The organism is Maritimibacter alexandrii (genome assembly GCF_005871115.1).
GTDB lineage: Bacteria > Pseudomonadota > Alphaproteobacteria > Rhodobacterales > Rhodobacteraceae > Maritimibacter > Maritimibacter alkaliphilus.
The window spans coordinates 139,565-158,501 of the sequence record NZ_SWKQ01000009.1 but is presented as its reverse complement, the minus strand read 5'-3'; the positions used below and the strand labels follow the sequence as shown (position 1 = coordinate 158,501).

Sequence of the window (18,937 nt, the reverse complement as noted above, 5' to 3'; positions counted from 1 at the left end):
AAACCTCGCCTGCCTTCACGAGCCGGAGGGGCATATGGAACAGGCGAAGACCATCTGGAACTGGCTGGGCAGGCGGGCCGAGAACATTCTCGCGCTGCTCCTGTTTTCCATGTTCGTCACCTTCATCCTTCAGATCGTATTCCGGTACTTCCTGAGCCTTCCGGTGGGCTGGACCGTGGAATGGGTGACGATCGCGTGGCTCTGGGGCATCCTCTTCGGTTTCGCCTTCGTGGTCCGCGAAACCGATATCATCCGGCTCGACATCGTCTATTCCGTCATGCCGCGCGGCATCCGCCGGGGCATGGACGTGGTGGTGGGTCTGACCATCGCCGCGATCTTTCTCTACACGCTGCCCGCGTCGTGGGATTACATCGACTTCATGATGCGCGAGCGCACGGCCTATATCCGCGTGCCGTTCTTCTGGGTCTTCATCATCTACATTCCCTTCGCGATTTCGGTCGCCGTGCGCGGCCTGATGACCGCGTGGGCGGGCATTCGCGGCACCGGGCCGACCTTCGACACCGAAACGAGCGCGGAGACGCACGACTATGATTGATCCCTTCACGCTCGCGCTGATCCTGATCGTGGCGTTGACGCTCATGGGGGCGTCGGTCGGACTTGCCATGATCGCGGGCAGCTTCGTCTACCTGATCTTCAAGGGCTTCGATCCGTCGATCGCGTCCGAAACGCTGCTTCAGGGCCTCTTCAACAACTACACGCTGCTGGCGATCCCGCTCTTTATCCTCGCCGCCGACATCATGAACATCGGGTCGCTGGCCGACCGTCTGCTCAGGTTCGCGCAGGCGCTGGTGGGCCGGTTCCGCGGCGGGCTGGGGCACGTCAACGTGGTCTCGTCGCTGATCTTCTCCGGCATGTCCGGGTCCGCCGTCGCGGATGCGGTCGGCATGGGCAAGATCATCATCAACTTGATGACGCGCGACGGGAAATACTCGAAAAGCTACGCCGCCGCGATCACCGCCGCCACCGCGACCGTCGGCCCGATCATCCCGCCGTCGATCCCGATGGTGCTCTATGCCATCGTGTCGGACCAATCGGTCGGCTTCCTGTTCGCCGCCGGGATGCTGCCCGGTCTACTCATGGCCCTGATGATGGGCGTGATGAACTACATCATGGCCCGCCGCCACGATTTCCCGGTGGACGAAGTGGTGCCGATGCGCGACCTGCCCGGCATTACGTGGAAGGCGCTTCCGGCCCTGATGCTGCCCGTGATCCTTCTGGGCGGCATCTACGGCGGCATCATGACCCCGACCGAAGCCGCCGCCGTGGCCGCGTTCTATGCGCTGCTCGTCTCGGCGCTGTTCTACCGCTCGGTGTCGTTCAAAGACTTCTATCAGGCGCTTCTGGGGTCGGCCCGGTCGACCGCGAGCGTCGGGGTGTTGGTCGCCGGTGCGATCACGTTCAACTACGTCATCACGCGCGAAAACCTTCCCGTGTCGATCAGCGAATTCCTCGGCCAGTACGAACTCAGCCGCTTTTGGTTCCTGATCGTCATCAACCTGCTGTTCCTCGCCTTGGGCATGGTGCTGGAAGGGGGCGCGATCCTGCTGATCATCGTCCCGATCCTGATCCCGTCCGTGCGGGCCATGGGCATCGACCTTGTCCATTTCGGCGTGATCGTCGTGGTGAACGCGATGATCGGGCTGATTACGCCCCCTTACGGATTGTTGCTGTTCATCACCGCGAACATCACGCAGCAGCCGGTGGGGCGGATCATACGTGATGTCTGGCCGTTCATCATCGCGCTGCTCGTGGCGCTGATGGTCATCACCTTCGTGCCGGACTTCGTGCTCTTCCTGCCGCGGCTTCTGGGATACCAAGGGTAAGCCATGAAAACCTCCATCGCGACCGTCTCGATCTCTGGCTCACTGACGGACAAGCTGGAGGCCATCGCGGCGGCGGGCTACGACGGGATCGAAATCTTCGAGCAGGATTTCATCGCCTTCGACGGTTCGCCCCGCGACGTGGGCCGGATGGTGCGCGACCACGGGCTTGAGATCACGCTGTTTCAGCCGTTCCGCGACTTCGAAGGGTTGCCGGAACCCTACCGTTCCAAAGCCTTCGACAGGGCCGAGCGCAAGTTCGACCTGATGGGCGAGCTTGGCACCGATCTGGTGCTCTATTGCTCCTCCTGCCATCCCAAGGCGCTCGGTGGGATCGACCGGGCGGCGGACGATTTCGCCGAGTTGGGCGAACGGGCGGGGGCGCGCGGGATGCGGGTCGGGTATGAGGCGCTGGCTTGGGGCAAGCATGTCAGCGACCATCGCGACGCATGGGAAATCGTGCGCCGGGCGGATCATCCCAACATCGGCCTGATCCTCGACAGTTTCCACACGCTCGGGCGCGGCATCGACCCCGAGACGATCCGGCGCATTCCCGGCGACAAGATCTTCTTCATCCAACTGGCCGATGCGCCGAAGATCGACATGGACCTGCTTTATTGGTCGCGCCACTTCCGCAACATGCCGGGCGAAGGCGATCTGCCTGTCAAGGCCTTCATGCAGGCGGTCATGGCGGCCGGATATGACGGGCCGATCAGTCTGGAGATTTTCAACGATCAGTTCCGGGGAAGCTCCACGCGGCAGGTGGCGCAGGACGGATACCGCTCGCTCGTCGCGTTGATGGATGACGTGCGCCGGGCCGAGCCGGCGCTGGACATCGACCTGCCGCGCATTCCAGCCCGGGTGCCCAGCCACGGGGTGAGCTTCATCGAATTCGCGACGCGCGGGGACGAGGCCGACAAGCTCGAAGCGCTTCTGGCGACATTGGGTTTCGCGCCCTCCGGCACCCACCGCAACAAGGCGGTCAGCTTGTGGAGCCAAGGCGGCGTGCGGATCGTGCTGAACAAGGAGACCGAGGGACACGCCGCGACCGCGTTCAACGCGCGCGGCACGACCGTCTGCGATATCGGGTTGCGCGTGGAGGATGCCCAAGCCGTCGTCGACCGGGCCGGGGCGCTTGGGATCGCGCCGTTTTCCCAGCCCATCGGGCCGGGCGAGATGGACATTCCGGCCATTCGCGGCCTGTCCGGTTCGGTGCTGCATTTCATCGACGAAGGCACCGGGCTCGAACACGTCTGGCAGGTCGAATTCGGGCAGAGCGAGACACCGGCGGGCGCGGGGATCACGGGCATCGACCACATCGCGCAGACCATGAGTTACGAGGACATGCTGTCGTGGACGCTGTTCTATACCTCGGTCTTCGACATGCGGAAATCGGCCATGGTCGATGTGTTCGACCCGGACGGGCTGGTGCGCAGTCAGGTGGTCGAAAGCCCGGACGGGGCGCTCAAGATCACGCTCAACGGGGCCGACAGTCACCGCACGCTTGCGGGGCGCTTCCTATCCGAAACCTTCGGTGCCTCGGTTCAGCACGTGGCGCTCGCGACCGACGACATCTTTTCGACGCTCACCGACATGACGGCGCGGGGGTTCGAGCCGTTGCCGATGCCGCAGAACTATTATGACGACCTCGCGGCCCGCTTCGATATCGCGCCGGACCTTCTGGCGCGGATGCAAGAGTTGAATGTCCTTTACGATCACGACGAAAAAGGCGCGTTCTTCCAGTGCTATTCCAAGGCTTTCGCAGGCGGATTGTTCTTCGAGATCCTGCAACGCGATCCGGGTTACACCGGCTTCGGCGCGCCCAATGCCCCGTTCCGCATCGCCGCCCAGAAAAGGCAGGTGCGGGGGCGGGGGATGCCTGCCCGCTAGCGGCTAGTCCTTGATCCGCCGGACGTAGAGTTCAAGCTTGTGGCTCACGATCTCGAACCCGTGCTGGCGCGCAATGTCTTCCTGCAACCGCTCGATCTCGTCCGACACGAACTCGATCACGTCGCCGGTGTCCACGTCTATGAAATGGTCGTGGTGGTCGGTGGGCGCGGGTTCGAACCGGGTGCGTCCGTCCTCGAACGTATGGCGTTCGATCAGACCACGCTCGGCCAGCGTGTTCATGGTGCGATAAACGGTGGCGATGTTCACGCCCGGCTCGATCGCGCTGACGCGGCGGTGTAGTTCTTCAACATCCGGGTGGTCGGTGGCGCCTTCGAGCACTTCCAGAATCACACGGCGTTGCCCGGTGATCCTGAGGCCGCTTCTTCGCGAGCGTTCTAGGAGTGTGTCGTCCTGCGAACCGGTCATGTCTCGGTCATATACGTCTGGGGCGGGGCCGCCCATGGCAAAATGATCTCGGGTCACCTTGTTGCAAATGATTTGCACTTGCAAGACGCTTGAGAATCTGTATCCCTAGTTGCAATTCATTCGCAACTGGTGGCGCGCTGGCCGCGCACAGGGCAGCGACGGAAAGGATAGAGGATGAGAACGCGGATAATCGCTTTCGTGGCTGGTGTCGCGGCAAGCGCCCTGATGGGCTCGGTCGCCACGGCTGACGAACACCGGATGAAGGTGGTGACCACCTTCACCGTGCTGGCTGACATGGCCGAGAACGTGGCGGGGGAGGCGGCCGAGGTGGTGTCTGTCACCAAACCCGGCGCCGAGATTCACGGGTATGAGCCGACCCCCCGCGACCTTGTCGGCGCGCAGGACGCCGATCTGATCCTGTGGAACGGGATGAATCTGGAGCTCTGGTTCGAGCAGTTCCTGCGCAATCTGGGCGACGTCCCATCGGTGACGCTGACGGATGGGATCGAGCCGATCCCGATTGCGGAGGGCGCATATGAGGGCAAGCCGAACCCCCATGCCTGGATGGGGCTCGACAATGCGATCGTCTATATCGACAACATCGCCGCCGCCTTTGCGCAACATGACCCGGACAACGCCGCGACATATGAGGCCAATGCGGCCGCCTACAAGGACGAACTCCGCGCCATTCTCGAACCGCTGCGCGAAACGGTCGCCGAGATTGCCGAAGACCAACGCTGGCTCGTCACCTGCGAAGGGGCGTTCAGCTACCTCGCCCGCGATTTCGGTCTGCGCGAGCTGTATCTCTGGCCGATGAACGCCGACCAGAACGGAACGCCCCAGCAGGTGCGCAAGGTGATCGACGGGGTGCGTGACAACGACATTCCGGTGGTCTTCTGCGAAAGCACGGTGAACACGTCGCCCGCCGAACAGGTCGCGCGCGAAACCGGCGCAGCCTATGGCGGCGTGCTGTATGTCGACAGCCTGTCCGAGCCGGACGGCCCGGTGCCGACCTACCTCGATCTTCTGCGCGTCACCGCCGAGACGGTCGTCAAAGGCCTTGCATCCAACGGGGGCTGAGGCGCGTATTCATGCAGGCAGACAAGGCAGCGGGAGTGATGAACGTGGAAGCGCAGACCGCCGGCATAACCGCGCGTGACGTCACCGTGACCTACCGCAACGGTCACACCGCGTTGCGCCATGCGAGTTTCGCGATCCCGCGCGGCACGGTGACGGCGCTCGTCGGTGTGAACGGTGCGGGCAAGTCCACGCTTTTCAAGGCGATCATGGGGTTCGTGCCGGTCGCGGGCGGCGAGATCGAGCTTCTGGGCATGTCCGTCCGCGAGGCCCTGAAGCGCAACCTCGTGGCTTATGTGCCCCAGTCGGAAGAGGTCGATTGGTCCTTTCCCGTGCTGGTCGAGGATGTGGTGATGATGGGTCGCTATGGCCACATGGGGTTTCTGCGCCGCCCGTCGAAAGCCGACCACGCCGCCGTCGCCGCCGCGCTCGACCGGGTGAACATGGGCGACTTTCGCCACCGCCAGATCGGGGAACTGTCCGGCGGGCAGAAAAAGCGCGTCTTCCTGGCCCGCGCGCTTGCGCAGGACGGGCAGGTGATCCTGCTCGACGAGCCATTCACGGGCGTGGATGTGAAAACCGAGGAACAGATCATCGCCCTGTTGCGGGAGTTGCGCGACGAGGGCCGGGTGATGCTGGTCTCGACCCACAACCTCGGCACCGTGCCGGAGTTCTGTGATCGCACGGTTCTGGTCAAGGGCACGGTCCTGAACCACGGCCTGACCGAGACGACCTTCACGCGCGCGAACCTCGAAGCCGCGTTCGGCGGCGTGCTTCGCCACTTCACGCTGGGCGGCACCGACCTGCATGACGACGAGGACGCGCGCCATATCTCGATCCTGACCGACGACGAACGCCCCTTCGTCCAATACGGCGACGAGACAAGGGTGACGGAGCGCAAGGAATGAGCGTGCTCTTCGAGCCTTTCACCTACGGCTACATGACCAACGCGATGTGGGTCTCGGCGCTCGTCGGTGCGGTCTGTGCGTTTCTGTCGTCCTACCTGATGCTCAAGGGCTGGTCCCTGATCGGCGACGCGCTGTCGCATTCGGTCGTGCCGGGAGTTGCGGGGGCCTATCTGCTCGGCCTGCCGTTCGCGCTGGGGGCGTTCCTGTCGGGCGGGCTGGCGGCGGCGGCGATGCTGTTTCTGTCGGATCGTTCCGGGCTGAAGGTCGATGTCATCATCGGGATCATCTTCACCTCGTTCTTCGGGCTGGGGCTGTTCATGGCTTCGGTGAACCCGATGGCGGTGTCGCTTCAGACCATTACCATGGGCAACATCCTCGCCATCTCGCCGGATGACACGCTGCAACTGGCCATCATCGGCTTCGTCTCGCTCGCCGTTCTGATCGCCAAGTGGAAAGACCTGATGGTGGTGTTCTTCGATGAAAGCCACGCGCGGTCGATCGGGCTGCGCCCCGGTCTGCTGAAGGCCGTGTTCTTCATGCTCCTCTCGGCCAGCGTGGTGGCCGCGATGCAGACGGTCGGCGCGTTTCTTGTCATCGCGATGGTGGTGACGCCGGGGGCGACCGCCTATCTGCTCTGCGACCGCTTCCCGCGGCTCATCCTGACCTCGGTGGCCATCGGCGCGGTGACGAGTTTCGTCGGTGCCTATGCGAGTTACTTCCTCGACGGCGCGACGGGCGGCATCATCGTCGTGCTGCAAACCGTGATCTTCCTCGTCACCTTCCTCTTCGCACCGAAACATGGGCTTCTCGCGGCCAGACGCAAGGCGCGTGCGGCACTGGACGGGGAGGCGGCCTGATGGACGTGCTTCTCATGCCGTTTCAGTTCCCGTTCATGCAGAACGCGTTTCTGATTTCCGCGATCGTCGCGGTGCCGACCGCGCTTCTGTCCTGCTTCCTCGTGCTCAAGGGCTGGGCGCTGATGGGCGATGCGATCAGCCATGCGGTCCTGCCGGGGATCGTGCTCGCCTATGTGCTGGGCCTGCCCCTGATCCTCGGCGCCTTCGCGGCCGGCATGGTGACGGCAGCTGCGACCGGGTATCTGTCCGAGAACAGCCGGGTGAAACAGGATACCGTGATGGGTGTCGTCTTTTCCGGCATGTTCGGGCTGGGGCTGGTGATCTATGTCTCGCTCAACACCAACGTCCACCTCGACCACATCCTGTTCGGCAACATGCTGGGCGTCGGTGCCGAGGATCTCTGGACGGCAGGAGGGATCGCGGCGGTCGTGGTCGTGGCACTGCTGGTGAAATGGCGTGACCTCATGCTTCATGCCTTCGATCCGGCACAAGCGCAGGCTTCGGGTCTGCCGGTGGGGCTGCTCCATTACGGGCTGCTCACGATCCTGTCGCTGACCATCGTCGCGACCCTGTCGGCTACCGGGCTGATCCTTGCCGTGGGTCTGCTGATCGCGCCGGGGGCGACGGCGTTCCTGCTGGTGCGCCGGTTGGGCGCGATGCTCTGGGTGGCCGTGGTCGTCTGCCTGATCTCAACGCTGGGCGGCACCTACGCGAGTTTCTTTCTCGACAGTGCACCCGCGCCCACGATCATCCTGATCCTCACCGCTTTCTTCGTCGCGGCCTTCGTGCGCCGAACCATTCTGGTGCGCCGGGCCACGCTGGCCTGACACCGCGCCGCCTAGTGCGCCATCAGGCGTTCCAGCACGGGGGTCAGGCTGTCGAGCAGGAGCGGGTCGCGCACGGTCTGGGTCAGGATCTTCTCGGCGGCGTCCAGACTGGTGACACGGGCCTTTTGCAGATGCGTCATTATCTCGACCAGCGTGGTGTCGTCGCAGGCGCCCGCCTGATAATGCCAAAGCGTGAGCGTCCCGGCCTGTGCGGCACGCGGGGCCAGCCCGCAGCGTTGCGACGGGTCCGCGTTGCGCCAGAACAGCGTGACCAGATCGGCCAGCGCGGAACTGTCGCTTGCGAAATAGGTATGGGCCAGCATGTCGTCGCCAAGGTCCGACATATCCACGCTGTCGAGGTTCGGGTCGGCCAGCAACAGGTCTCCGGCCTGACCCGCACGCGGTGCGCTGCCATGCAGACGGCGGGACGTGGCGAGGGCGAAGTCCCGGTCCGAGGCATAGAGCGTCAACCGTTCGGCCACCGGGCGGATCGTCGGCAACATGCCCGAAAACAGCCCGGCATCCACGTCGGGTGCGGCGAAGACCACCTGAGAAAAGACCGGATCGTCGCCCGTTTCGATGTCGTTGCGCAACGCCATCAACTCCAGCGCATCGGTCAGCGCCCGGTTGCCCATGCTGTGCGCTACGATGTGGATCGTGCCTGCGCCGGACCGGGCGACGAGGTCGTCGAGGAAGTGGGTCAACCGCCGGGCCGACACCCGGACCGACGCCTCGTCCGCGGCATAGGCGAAGGCGCTGCCGCGCGAGGGCCATGAGTAAAGCACGGGGACACCCGGAAAGTTCATGTCATGGGCCATCTGCGCGGTGCGGCGGGCGGCCCTGGCGAACGGCACGTTGAAGCCGTGCACGAAAACGAACAGGTCGTCGGCGGCCCGATCCTCAAGCCGCGTGCGCATCGTGTCGTAGAAGTCGCCGGGTTCGACCGGCACGACGCTGTGAAGCACCACATGCTTCGCCGGGTTCGGCCCGAACTCCAACCGCCAGATGCTCGGCGCTTCGACGAGCGCGGGGGTATGGTCCGGCGGAATGCTCACCATAGCGATGCCGAGTTCCAGCGCGTCCCCCCGCATGCCGGAATAGAAGGTCGACGGCTGGCTTTCATCCCCCCGCGCGCGGTCCGTCGCATAGAAGACCTCGACCTCGTGAAAGCCGCCGTCACCTTCGCCACGGGTGGACCCGAAGCCAGAGGCCGGGGCGGTGGCGGCGAAGTCTGCGGAGGCCGCATAGCTTTCGGCGGCTGCCTCGTCGCCCGCCAGCCGGGCCAGATCGGCCAGACGCGCGAAGGTGGCGGACAGGATATCGCCCGACCGCCCGGAATCGCGCTGTTCGTCAAGGATGCCTTGAACCATCTCAAGCGCGGCGGCGGGATTGCCCGCCTGCACGAACAACGTCGCTGCGGTGTCGTAAAGCGCGACGGGGTCTTCCTCCAGTACCTGACGTTCGCGGGCGGCAAGGGCGCCGAGCTGGGCATAGAACCGCGCGGCTTCTTCGATCCGTCCGGCTTCGACGAGCAGTTCGGCCTTGGCCATCCCGAGGTCGAAGGTGATGCGCGGATCGGCCAGACCCGCCCCGGCAAGCGCCGCATCCACGCGGGCGAGTGCCTCGTCGACCGGCAGCGTCGAAAGGTCGGCGAGTTCGAGTTGCAGCCGCGCAAACGCACCGTCGGTCTGGGCGTTTGCCGGTCGCGGTGCGCTGGTCATCAGGATCGCGACGATCAGAAACGAAAAGCGCAGAAACGACATGATGAATCCCGGTTGCCGAACGTCGGGACATGCTATCGGCTGGTCCGTTTCTGTAAAGCCGTCGAATTGGGTCGTTTGGGAAATGGGCGAAATGGGCGTAGGCTCGGTTCGATAATTTCTCGAATCACAATTGCGCCAAAGTTTCTTTCGGTGGGGGAAGACCCGTGAAAACCGTCGCGCTCGTCATTGCGATCCTGATCGCGGCCCTGTGGCCGAGGTCAAGCCGTGCCGAGGTATCCGCCATTCTGGTGGGGGTTGCCGACTACACCATCGAATCCGGGATCAGAGATCTGAAGGGGCCGCCGAACGACGTGCGGCTTCTGGCGGATGCGCTGACCGGGCGCGGTGTCACCGACATCACGCTCCTCGCCGATCATCTGGAGGGCGGGACGCGACCGACCCGGACCGCGATCCTGTCGGCATTGGCAGAAAAGGCCGCGACCGTCGGCGCGGGCGATTTCGTCTTCATCCATCTCAGCGGCCACGGCACGCGGCAGACCGACCGGGACGGCGACGAAACCGATGGGCTGGACGAGGTGTTTCTGCCTGCCGATGCGGGCCGGGCTGCCGAGGGCACGGGACTGATCGCGAACGCCATTCTGGATGACGAGATCGGGGCCGCCGTCGATGCGATCCGCGCCACCGGCGCGAATGTCTGGCTTGTCATGGATAGCTGCAATTCGGGCACCGGCCTGCGGGGTGTCGGCTCGAACGTCGCCACCCGATTTGTCGATCCCGCCTCGCTCGGCGCCTCGACCGAACGCGGCGCCCGGCGCGAGGATCGTGATGACGCGGGCAGCGCCGACCTGCCCGGTGGGATCATCGCGTTCTATGCCGCGCAAAGCTCCGAGCCTGCGCGCGAAGTCGACATGGGCGGCGAAGATCGGGGGGAGGACTGGTTCGGCGTCTTCACCTCACGCCTTGCCGCGCATCTGGTGGGCGAGGCGACCTACACCTTCCGCCAGCTGTTTCAGGCGGTTCTGTCCGACATGAACGACCAGAGCGTGCCGGGCGCGGCCCGCCTGCAAACCCCGCTATGGGAGGGCGATCTGATCGACGCGACCGTGTTCGGCGATGCGACCACGATCGGGGTGCGGCGCTTTCCCGTCGATGGCGAGTTGATCGGGGCCGGGCTGGTGCACGGGATGACGGATGGCACGCTCGTCGGATTGGTCGACGCGGCCAATGCCTCGTCCGGCGATTTCACGGGCCTCGCCCAGCTTGAAGCCGTGGGGGCGACCGACGCACTCCTTCGACCCGTCGCACCGGATTGCGTGCCGATGGAGGCGGAGTTGTGCGACCTTGCCGGGGAATTGCCGGAAACCGCCCGCTTCGCCGAGATTCTGGCGCGCCCCGTAGACCTTCGTGTCGGCTTCGCGCCGCCGGTCGATCTGGCTTCGGGCGAGCCGCTTGCACCCGACCACCCTGCGGTCGTGGCCCTGAGTGCTGCGATGGGCGATCCGGCCTTTGCCCTCAGCCTGTCCAGCGAAGCCTATGAGGTCGAGACGGTGTGGGACGGCACGGCGCTGTGGTTCGGTCCGCGCGCCACGGTCGGCGGCTTTCCAATCGGCCTGCGCTGGGCACCGGACGACGGGCCGCTCGGCCCGATCGTCACCCGCATCGCCAAGGCCGAAACCGCCGCACGGCTGTTCGGATCGCTTGCCGGGGCGGCCTCGATCCTGAACCCGAGCCCGGTCGATGTGAAGACCGAGGTGCTCGCGGTCAACGCCGCCGACCTGCAACCGGCGGATGCCGGTGTTTCACCCCAGGCCGAATGCCGGGCTGCAATCGGGCGCGCCAATGCCACGCCGTTGCCGCTCGCGCCTCACTCCGAACTCAAACAATGCGACGGGCTGACGGTCTCGGCGCGTGGTGTCGTCGGCGGGGCGCGGGACGTGAACCGCATCCACATCGATTCACACTATTGCATCAACGCCCGCTATGCCCGGATCGAGGATGCGACGGCGGCGCAAAGGGTGGGCGAGGGGATGTTCCTGTGCTCGGACTGTCCGGGCGGCTACGGCGCCGGGGAAGAGCGCATGTTCGTCATCGTGTCCGAAGCGATGGCGAATGCGGAACCCCTGAACCTCGAAGGCCTGATCGAAAACTGCGGGGCTGCCGATGCCGCGACGCGTGGCGGGCCGCAGGTGACGGCGGTGAACGACTTTCTGTCGGGCCTGTCGTCGGGCCGCGTCACCCGTGGCGCCATGTCGGCCGCAGGCGTGGCAGACGTCTGGGTCGAAAGCTGGCGCTGGACGGTCGTGCCCAAACCGGTGGCTTTTCTGGAACTGGAATCGAATTGACCCTTTAGGAGGACGGACCCTTGAAACGACTTCTGATCCTTGCACTCGGCGCTGCGACGCTTGGTGCCCCGGCCCTGTCGCAGGGCCTTGACGGGGGCGAGCGCGCCCGGAGTGTCGACAGTTTGCGCGACTACATCCTCGCCCGGCGGGCCGAAGCGGGCGAACCCGGCGATACGCGCATCGTCGGCGGGCGCCCGGCGGACGAGGGCGAATGGCCCGCCGCCGTGTCGCTGCACGACACCGCCACGCTCGACGAAACCGGCGGCGACTTCTTCCTGTCCGAACTCTGCGGCGGCACGATCATCACGCAGGACTGGATCCTAACGGCGGCGCATTGCCTCGTGGACGAGGACGGTCAGGTGAAACCGCCGGACTCGCTCGTGGTCCGCTCGGCCTCGAACTCGATCTACGACGGCAACGTGAACCTCGCCGCCGAATTCGTCGTGCACGAGGACTACGATCCCTGGACGCTGGACAACGACATCGCGCTCATCCGGCTTGCACAGCCGATCTATGGCGGGGCGGGAACGGATACGATTCCGCTCATCCCGCAGGGGGCCGTGATCCCGAACGCGCCCGCGATGGTCGTGGGTTGGGGGATGCTCGACGACGGCACCTTTCCCCCGGTCCTGATGGAGACCGACATCAACGTGGTTCCGAACGCGACCTGCGATACCGGTATGGCCGAGGAGGCCCGGAAGCAGGTGGGCGGCGTGCTGCTCGACCTCGGCGACATCAACAACATCCCGATGGATGCGCTGGAACAGGCGTTCCAGATCCTCGCCAGCAACATCGGGCCGGCCTTGTCGCAGAACATGATCTGCGCGGGCATTCCATCCGGCGCACGCAGTTCATGCAGCGGCGACAGTGGCGGCCCGCTGATGATGCAGGCGACCGATGGAACATGGGTGCAGGTCGGCATCGTCAGCTGGGGGCGCGAGGCGCTGGATGCCGAACATCGGTGCGCCCATCCGAACCTCTATGCCGTCTACACCCGCCTGTCGAACTACTTCGATTGGATCGCGGGGCATGTCGAAGGCTAGGTCGGCACTGGCCGTCGCGCTTGCGGTTCTTCTCGCGCTTCCCGCGGCGGCTCAGGACCTCGACGCCCTGAACGCGCAGGCCATCGCGGCCTATGGCGCGGGCGATGTCGAAACGGCCCTGTCTCTGACCGAGGACGCCGTGGCGGCGCCACCGGATGTGGCCGAGGCCAATCCGACGGCCTATCTTCTCGCGCTCAACAACCTGACCTTTCTGGTCATGGGGCAGGCTGACGCCCCAAGGGCCGATGACCTGAGCGTGCGGGCCGTGGCTTTCGGCGAGGGGCATGAGATCGACGACCCGGGGGTGCTGGGCACCGCTTTTCTTCAACGCGCACAAGTGCTGGGCCGGAGCGACGGCGCCGGACCCGCGACCGAGATGCTGCGCCGGATGATGCAGACCACACGTGACACGCCCGCGCATGGTTTCGCGGCCAGCGCGGCCGGCGATCTTGCCTTCGACCTCGAACGGTATGTCGAGATGCTCGGCTACTACCGCGAAATGGTGGCGGTGACCGGGGGCTGGACCAGCGCGCATGGCATCGACGCGTTTTACGACCGGCAGTTGGCGCTGGAAGCCGAGGGCGACATCGCGGCGGTCGCCGCGCTGATCGACACGCGCATCCTGCTCGTCGAAACCGCACAACCCCGACTGGCCGAGGAGTTCGCCCACAGCGCCCTCTGGACCAAGTTCTACATGCACTACGAGGCCGAGAATTTCGGCGAAGCGGCGGATGCCCTGACGCTCTGGGCAGGCGTCGGCACGATGACCGAGGACGAGCGCGAAAGCCTGACCGAGATCGCGGTAAATATTCTTGAGCGCACGCGACGCGGTGAACATGCGGAACGCAGCGCGGTTCAGCTTGGCTATGCCGAACTCGCGGTCGCGCTGGCGCGGATCGTCTATTCCGCGAACGATCCCCGCATCGGTGTCGCGCTTCGGGAACGGGCGGATGCGGAAAGCCGCCTTGGCCTTTACGCCCGTGCGGCGGCGACCTTGCAGGAGGCTTTGGCTTATCCCGAAGGCGGACGTGCCGCGATGGGCGAGCGGACCTTGTTGCTGGAAGACCTTGCCAACAACGCATGGCAGATCGGGGCCTATGACCAATCGCGCGCGCTCTATGAACAGGCCGAGGTGTCCTACAACGCCGACCTTGCCGCCGGGATGGCGCCGTTCGCGCCCTTCGACCGTTCGGTGCTGGCCACCAACCGGGCCAAACTGGCGCTCGAAACCGGAGACATCGAGGCGGCGACGGCGCTGCGGGGGGAGGCGGACGCGCTGCTGGGTGAGGCCCGCGCGGCGGGTCTTGGCGACGCGCAAGACCTGCGGCAACAGGTCGAGATCGCCGAGATCGACGCCTATCTCGCCGCCGCGACCGGGCAGGATGGCGTCGCGGCGACCCTGCACTGGGTCGACCTGGTGCGCCGCGGCTATCCCGATGTCCATGCAGATCGGGCGCAGAAACTTCACAACGCCGCCGATCAATTGATGGTTCTGGGGCGTTCCGACATCGCGCTCGACCTTCTGGCCGAGGCTCAGGTCATCGCGGCACAGGCGCTGCCGCCGACCGCACCGCTGGCTGCCGAAATCGCCTTCCGGCAGGCGGTCGATGCCGTCATGCGGGGGAATCGTGACGCGGCCCGGACCTTCGCGGCCCGCACCGTCGCCGCCTACCGCGCGCCGGAGAACCGCGACGAACTCCGGGCGAACCGCTGGACCTTCGACATCTACGCCTGGCTTCTGCTCGATCGAGATGACCCGCCCCCTGATGACATCGACGCGGCATTGGCGGCCGTTCAATGGACGCAGGTCAACCGCGCCGCCGAAGCCGTGGACCAGATGAACGCACGCATGATGATCGAAGACCCGGCGCAGGCCGTTGCGATCCGGGCGCGGCAGGACGTGGTCGAGGCCCTGACCCGCTCCCGCTCGGCCCTGACGACCGCCTATGCGCAAGGTGAAGACCCGGCCCCGCATCTCGAACGGCAGGCCGCGCTGTCGGACGCGCTATCGCGGACCGAGGCCGCGCTGGCCGATGCCGGGCTGGCCCTCACCGGGCAGGCCCCGATCACGCCGCTGACGGTCGCTGACATTCAGGCTTTGCTGACACCCGGCGAAGTCCTCGTCACCTTCCTGCTTCCGGGCCTGAAACCCGACGCGGTGCCGGGGCTCGGCCAAAGCTCGAACAAGGTGATCGCGATCGCGCGGGACGAGGTGCGGATCGCCCCCATCGCCGAAGCGGGGCGCGGCAGCCTTGTCGCGCGAGTCGCCGCCTTCAGGTGTGAAATGGCCGTCAGCGACGGCGCATGTGGCGTTACGACCGGCAGCGCCACGGTGCGCGGCGCCATGCTGTCGCTGGACGAAAATGCAGAGCCGGCGACCCCCGTCTTCGATTGGAACGTCGCCTACGGCCTTTACGCCGATCTCTTCGGCGGCGTCCAAGACGTTCTGAACGGGGCCGATCACCTTATCATCGCGCCGCCCGGCGACCTTCTGAACCTGCCCTTCTCCGCGCTGGTCTGGGCGCCGGGGCCGCATGACCTCGCCTCCGCGCCATGGCTTGTTCGCGAGCACGCGATCTCGGTCCTGCCGTCGATCCCCGCCCTTTCGACGCTTCGGGCGCCGCATGAGGATCAGACCGAGGGCTTTCTGGGTATCGGTGACCCCATCGTCGGCGCGGACGCGGACATTGACTGCGCCGAAGTCGGCTTGGGGCTACTGCGCGGCGGACAATCATCGAATGGGACGGTTCTGGGGTTCGACACAGGCGGTCTGCGCCTTGCGGACCCGCAAGCCCTGCGCGCGTATGCCCGCCTGCCGGACACGCGCTGCGAGCTTGAGGCGATGCAGGATGCTTTCGGCGGGGGCGACCTGATCCTCGGACCTGCCGCCACCGAGACGACGTTGAAACGCCTCGACCGGGAAGGCGCGCTTGCGCGTTATGGCGTGGTCGCCTTCGCGACCCACGGCCTGATCTCCGGTGAGGCCGGAGCGATTGCGCCCGGCCTCCTCCTGACCCCGCCCGATGCGCCCGGCGTGACGGACGACGGCCTCCTCACATCCGCGGAAATCGCGACGCTCGACTTGAACGCGCGTCTCGTGATCCTGTCGGCCTGCAACACGGCCGCGGGCGAAAACCCGGGGCAGGAGGGCCTGTCGGGCCTCGCCGGCAGTTTCTTCCACGCCGGTGCCCGCGCGTTGATGGTGACCCACTGGTCCGTCTTCAGCGACGCCTCCGCCCGCGTCGGATCCGGCATCGCCACCCGGATCGCAGCCAAGCCCGACCTTTCCAACGCCGAAGCCCTGCGCGAAACCGTGCTCGACATGTTGGACGGCGCGCAAACAGATTTCGAACGCCACCCCGCGTATTGGGCGCCTTTCGCGATCATCGGCGGGTGAGGGGATCGCAGCAAGCGCCGCTTCTGGGGGTAGGGCGCAAACGATCATGCGTCGCGCTTCGCTTGCGGGGATTGTGAGAACTGGCCATTCGAGGCGGTCAGGGGCGGGGGACCGGGCAGTTCGTGGGGAGGTATTGGAGGCGAGTACCGGAATCGAACCGGTGTACACGGATTTGCAATCCGCTGCGTCACCACTCCGCCAACTCGCCGAAGGGTGCGGGGGAGATAGCCCAAGGGGCGGCGTGGTGCAAGGGGGTAACGGGAGGGGAGCGCGCGGGCTGCCGAAGGGTCGCGCACCGTTGCGGCCCCCGGGGTTCTGTGGCAAGACCTTGGCCAAGCCGAAGCGCCACACAGGACGGGATCCCATGAGCGATTTTCAGACCCGCCGGACGATGATGGTGGATACGCAAGTCCGCCCCTCCGACGTCACCAAATATCCGATCATCGACGCCATGCTGACCGTCCCCCGCGAGGACTTCGTGCCGGACGACCAGCGCGAGGCGGCCTATACCGAAACCCAGATCGAACTGGCGCCCGGGCGTGTGATGCTCGAGCCGCGCAGTTTCGCGAAAATCCTCGATGCCCTGTCGATCCAACCCACCGAGCTCGTCCTGACGGTCGGGGCCGGGCTGGGCTACGGTGCCGCGGTTCTGGCGCGGCTTGCCGATTTCGTCGTGGCTGTCGAAGAGGACGACGGGCTGGCGGGCGAGGCAGAGGGCCGTCTGGCCTCGGACGGTGTCGACAATGTCGCCGTCATTAAGGCGCCTTTGGTCGATGGCGCGGCCAAACACGGTCCCTACGACGTCATTCTGATCGAAGGTGCGGTGGAAACGCTTCCCGCGACGTTGACCGATCAACTGCGTGAAAATGGTCGCATCGCCGCACTTTTTACCGAGGGCAACCTTGGAATCGTGAAGGTGGGGTACAAGATTGACGGAGCCGTGAACTGGCGGTTCGCCTTCAACGCCTCCGCGCAGGTCCTGCCGGGGTTCACCAAAACCAAGGATTTCGCGCTCTGACGCGATGACCAGAACAGGGACGGGCACCGGATGACACAGAAGCTGACGCTGAAGCAACGGGTGGCGGGGTCGCTCGCGGCCATGACGGTTGCCTTGTCGCCGCTGGCCGCCGGGGCCGAAACGCTGTCGGATGCGATGGTCTCGGCCTACAAGACCTCGGGCCTGCTGACACAGCAGCGCGCGCTTCTGCGTGCCGAGGACGAAAACGTCGCGGTCGCCGTGTCCGCGTTGCGCCCTGTCATCTCCTATTCCGCCCAGACCAACCTCGGGTATAGCGATCCCGATCTGCGCCGCACGTCGCCCACCGGCCTCCCGTCCGAGACGTGGAGCGGCACGCTGGCCCTGTCGGCGCAGCTTCTGCTGTTCGATTTCGGCGCGACCGACAAGCGGATCGAGATCGCGCGCGAAAACGTCATGATGGCGCGCGAGGCGCTGGTCGGGGTCGAGCAGAACGTGCTGCTGAACGCCGTGACCGCGTATCTCAACGTGCTGTCCGCCAACGAATCCGTGGCGCTTCAGGCCAATTCGGTGCGTCTCATTACGCAGGAGTTGCGCGCCGCGCGGGACCGGTTCGAAGTGGGCGAGATCACCCAGACCGACGTTTCGCTGGCCGAAGCCCGCCTTGCGGCCGCGCGGGCGGCGGAAGCCTCGGCACAAGGCAACCTGATGGTCGCGCGTGAGGCTTACAAGGCCGCGACGGGGCATTACCCCGGTCGTCTGTCGCCCCCGCCGGCACCGCCTAGCATCCCGTCGACGGTTGAGGCTGCCAAGGCGCAGGCGCGCGGGCGTCATCCTGATATCCTCGCCTCGCAGCGGGCGGTGAGCATTTCGGACATGTCGGTGGAACTGTCCAAACTCAGCACGATGCCGACGCTTACCGCGAACGTGACGGCGCAGACCGGCGTCAGCACGACGACGACCTATGCCCCGGCACCTGTCGGAACGACGACGTCGAACCGCAATTCGGCGGGTGTCTCCGGCGGCCTCACGCTGTCCGGCCCGATCTATTCCGGGGGTCGCCTGTCCGCCCTCTATCGGCAGGCGCTGGCACAGTCCGAAGCATCGCGGGCCGCATTGCTCGTGACCGTGCAGGGCATCGAACAGACGGTCGGCAACGCCTGGGCGCAACTGTCGATCGCGAGTGCGAGCCTTCAGGCCACCGACCGTCAGATCCGGGCGAGCCGGGTGGCCCTGCGGGGCGCGCGGGAAGAGGCGACGCTGGGTGCGCGCACGACGCTCGACGTGCTGAACGCCGAGCAGGAATTGCTCGACGCGCTTGCGAGCCAGATTCAGGCCCGCTCCGACCAATACGCCGCGATCTACAACCTGCTTGCTGCCATGGGCCTTCTGACTGCCGAGCATCTGCGGCTGGGGATCGCTACGTATGACCCGTCGGCTTACTACAACGCCGTGCAGGACGCGCCGTTGCGCGTGGTCAGCCCGCAGGGCGAAAAACTCGAGCACATTCTGGAAGCTCTGGGAAAACGCTGAGTTTTTAAGGGTTTCCTAACTGAAGCATGGGTTAATGCCGTCCAGCGGATTGCCCGAAGGGCGTCGGGTGGGTATTCTTGGGGCCGAGGCTGATCG

14 protein-coding genes and 1 tRNA gene are annotated in these 18,937 nt (G+C 65.7%); 12 read left to right on the top strand and 3 right to left on the bottom strand.

The window, feature by feature from the left end; translation table 11 throughout:
• The first annotated feature begins 34 nt into the window (after positions 1–34).
• From FCT00_RS01510 to FCT00_RS01500, 3 genes are read left to right on the top strand one after another with little or no spacing between them, the layout of a single operon-like run.
• A complete protein-coding gene (locus FCT00_RS01510; protein WP_008334700.1) occupies positions 35–556 on the top strand; it encodes a TRAP transporter small permease in 522 nt (173 codons plus the stop codon).
• On the top strand, positions 549–1,844 hold the full coding sequence (locus FCT00_RS01505) for a TRAP transporter large permease (RefSeq protein ID WP_008334701.1): 1,296 nt from the start codon (positions 549–551) through the stop codon (positions 1,842–1,844). The genes FCT00_RS01510 and FCT00_RS01505 overlap by 8 nt, the downstream gene beginning before the upstream one ends.
• 3 nt (positions 1,845–1,847) lie before the next feature.
• Positions 1,848–3,731, top strand: a complete 1,884-nt coding sequence (locus FCT00_RS01500; RefSeq protein ID WP_138421570.1) for a bifunctional sugar phosphate isomerase/epimerase/4-hydroxyphenylpyruvate dioxygenase family protein — start codon at positions 1,848–1,850, stop codon at positions 3,729–3,731.
• A gap of 3 nt (positions 3,732–3,734) precedes the next feature.
• Here FCT00_RS01500 and FCT00_RS01495 read toward each other — a convergent pair whose 3' ends face one another.
• Positions 3,735–4,157, bottom strand: coding sequence for a Fur family transcriptional regulator (locus FCT00_RS01495; RefSeq protein ID WP_138421569.1), 423 nt, complete (start codon positions 4,155–4,157; stop codon positions 3,735–3,737).
• A gap of 174 nt (positions 4,158–4,331) precedes the next feature.
• Between FCT00_RS01495 and FCT00_RS01490 the strand changes: the two genes are divergently transcribed.
• From FCT00_RS01490 to FCT00_RS01475, 4 genes are read left to right on the top strand one after another with little or no spacing between them, the layout of a single operon-like run.
• Positions 4,332–5,237 (top strand): metal ABC transporter substrate-binding protein, encoded by a 906-nt coding sequence (locus tag FCT00_RS01490; RefSeq protein WP_138421568.1) that lies wholly within the window; start codon positions 4,332–4,334, stop codon positions 5,235–5,237.
• 11 nt (positions 5,238–5,248) lie between these two features.
• Positions 5,249–6,142, top strand: a complete 894-nt coding sequence (locus FCT00_RS01485) for a manganese/iron ABC transporter ATP-binding protein (RefSeq protein WP_050771997.1) — start codon at positions 5,249–5,251, stop codon at positions 6,140–6,142.
• A complete protein-coding gene (locus tag FCT00_RS01480) occupies positions 6,139–6,999 on the top strand; it encodes a metal ABC transporter permease (protein ID WP_138421567.1) in 861 nt (286 codons plus the stop codon). Before FCT00_RS01485 ends, FCT00_RS01480 begins: the two co-directional genes overlap by 4 nt.
• Entirely contained in the window at positions 6,999–7,826 is an 828-nt protein-coding gene (locus FCT00_RS01475) for a metal ABC transporter permease (protein ID WP_138421566.1), read from the top strand. Before FCT00_RS01480 ends, FCT00_RS01475 begins: the two co-directional genes overlap by 1 nt.
• 11 nt (positions 7,827–7,837) lie before the next feature.
• On the opposite strand, the gene FCT00_RS01470 is transcribed toward FCT00_RS01475, so the two are convergent.
• Complete coding sequence (locus FCT00_RS01470; RefSeq protein ID WP_138421565.1) at positions 7,838–9,589, bottom strand: alpha/beta hydrolase; 1,752 nt, start codon at positions 9,587–9,589, stop codon at positions 7,838–7,840.
• 164 nt (positions 9,590–9,753) lie between these two features.
• On the opposite strand from FCT00_RS01470, the gene FCT00_RS01465 reads away from it, so the two are divergent.
• Genes FCT00_RS01465 through FCT00_RS01455 form a run of 3 tightly spaced genes read left to right on the top strand, consistent with a single transcriptional unit; the run spans position 9,754 to position 16,332 of the window.
• The gene (locus FCT00_RS01465; protein WP_138421564.1) at positions 9,754–11,892 is read left to right on the top strand and encodes a caspase family protein; all 2,139 of its coding nucleotides are present in this window, start codon (positions 9,754–9,756) and stop codon (positions 11,890–11,892) included.
• Positions 11,893–11,912: 20 nt separating this feature from the next.
• Complete coding sequence (locus FCT00_RS01460; RefSeq protein ID WP_138421563.1) at positions 11,913–12,935, top strand: S1 family serine peptidase; 1,023 nt, start codon at positions 11,913–11,915, stop codon at positions 12,933–12,935.
• The gene (locus FCT00_RS01455) at positions 12,922–16,332 is read left to right on the top strand and encodes a CHAT domain-containing tetratricopeptide repeat protein (protein ID WP_138421562.1); all 3,411 of its coding nucleotides are present in this window, start codon (positions 12,922–12,924) and stop codon (positions 16,330–16,332) included. The genes FCT00_RS01460 and FCT00_RS01455 overlap by 14 nt, the downstream gene beginning before the upstream one ends.
• A gap of 134 nt (positions 16,333–16,466) precedes the next feature.
• On the opposite strand, the gene FCT00_RS01450 is transcribed toward FCT00_RS01455, so the two are convergent.
• Positions 16,467–16,540: transfer RNA gene (locus FCT00_RS01450), tRNA-Cys, on the bottom strand.
• A 156-nt stretch (positions 16,541–16,696) separates the two neighbouring features.
• On the opposite strand from FCT00_RS01450, the gene FCT00_RS01445 reads away from it, so the two are divergent.
• Positions 16,697–17,350 carry a protein-L-isoaspartate O-methyltransferase family protein gene (locus tag FCT00_RS01445; protein WP_138421561.1) on the top strand — a complete coding sequence of 218 codons (654 nt, stop codon included), beginning with the start codon at positions 16,697–16,699 and terminating at the stop codon, positions 17,348–17,350.
• Between the two features lie 30 nt (positions 17,351–17,380).
• Entirely contained in the window at positions 17,381–18,841 is a 1,461-nt protein-coding gene (locus FCT00_RS01440; protein WP_138421560.1) for a TolC family outer membrane protein, read from the top strand.
• Positions 18,842–18,937 lie beyond the last annotated feature (96 nt).

Bases quoted from the DNA above. Each gene is read 5' to 3' on its own strand.
- FCT00_RS01495 (WP_138421569.1), bottom strand. From the start codon at position 4,157: ATGACCGGTTCGCAGGACGACACACTCCTAGAACGCTCGCGAAGAAGC.
- FCT00_RS01455 (WP_138421562.1), top strand. From the start codon at position 12,922: ATGTCGAAGGCTAGGTCGGCACTGGCCGTCGCGCTTGCGGTTCTTCTC.
- FCT00_RS01480 (WP_138421567.1), top strand. From the start codon at position 6,139: ATGAGCGTGCTCTTCGAGCCTTTCACCTACGGCTACATGACCAACGCG.
- FCT00_RS01490 (WP_138421568.1), top strand. From the start codon at position 4,332: ATGAGAACGCGGATAATCGCTTTCGTGGCTGGTGTCGCGGCAAGCGCC.
- FCT00_RS01505 (WP_008334701.1), top strand. From the start codon at position 549: ATGATTGATCCCTTCACGCTCGCGCTGATCCTGATCGTGGCGTTGACG.
- FCT00_RS01470 (WP_138421565.1), bottom strand. From the start codon at position 9,589: ATGTCGTTTCTGCGCTTTTCGTTTCTGATCGTCGCGATCCTGATGACC.
- FCT00_RS01440 (WP_138421560.1), top strand. From the start codon at position 17,381: ATGACACAGAAGCTGACGCTGAAGCAACGGGTGGCGGGGTCGCTCGCG.
- FCT00_RS01510 (WP_008334700.1), top strand. From the start codon at position 35: ATGGAACAGGCGAAGACCATCTGGAACTGGCTGGGCAGGCGGGCCGAG.
- FCT00_RS01445 (WP_138421561.1), top strand. From the start codon at position 16,697: ATGAGCGATTTTCAGACCCGCCGGACGATGATGGTGGATACGCAAGTC.
- FCT00_RS01475 (WP_138421566.1), top strand. From the start codon at position 6,999: ATGGACGTGCTTCTCATGCCGTTTCAGTTCCCGTTCATGCAGAACGCG.
- FCT00_RS01500 (WP_138421570.1), top strand. From the start codon at position 1,848: ATGAAAACCTCCATCGCGACCGTCTCGATCTCTGGCTCACTGACGGAC.
- FCT00_RS01485 (WP_050771997.1), top strand. From the start codon at position 5,249: ATGCAGGCAGACAAGGCAGCGGGAGTGATGAACGTGGAAGCGCAGACC.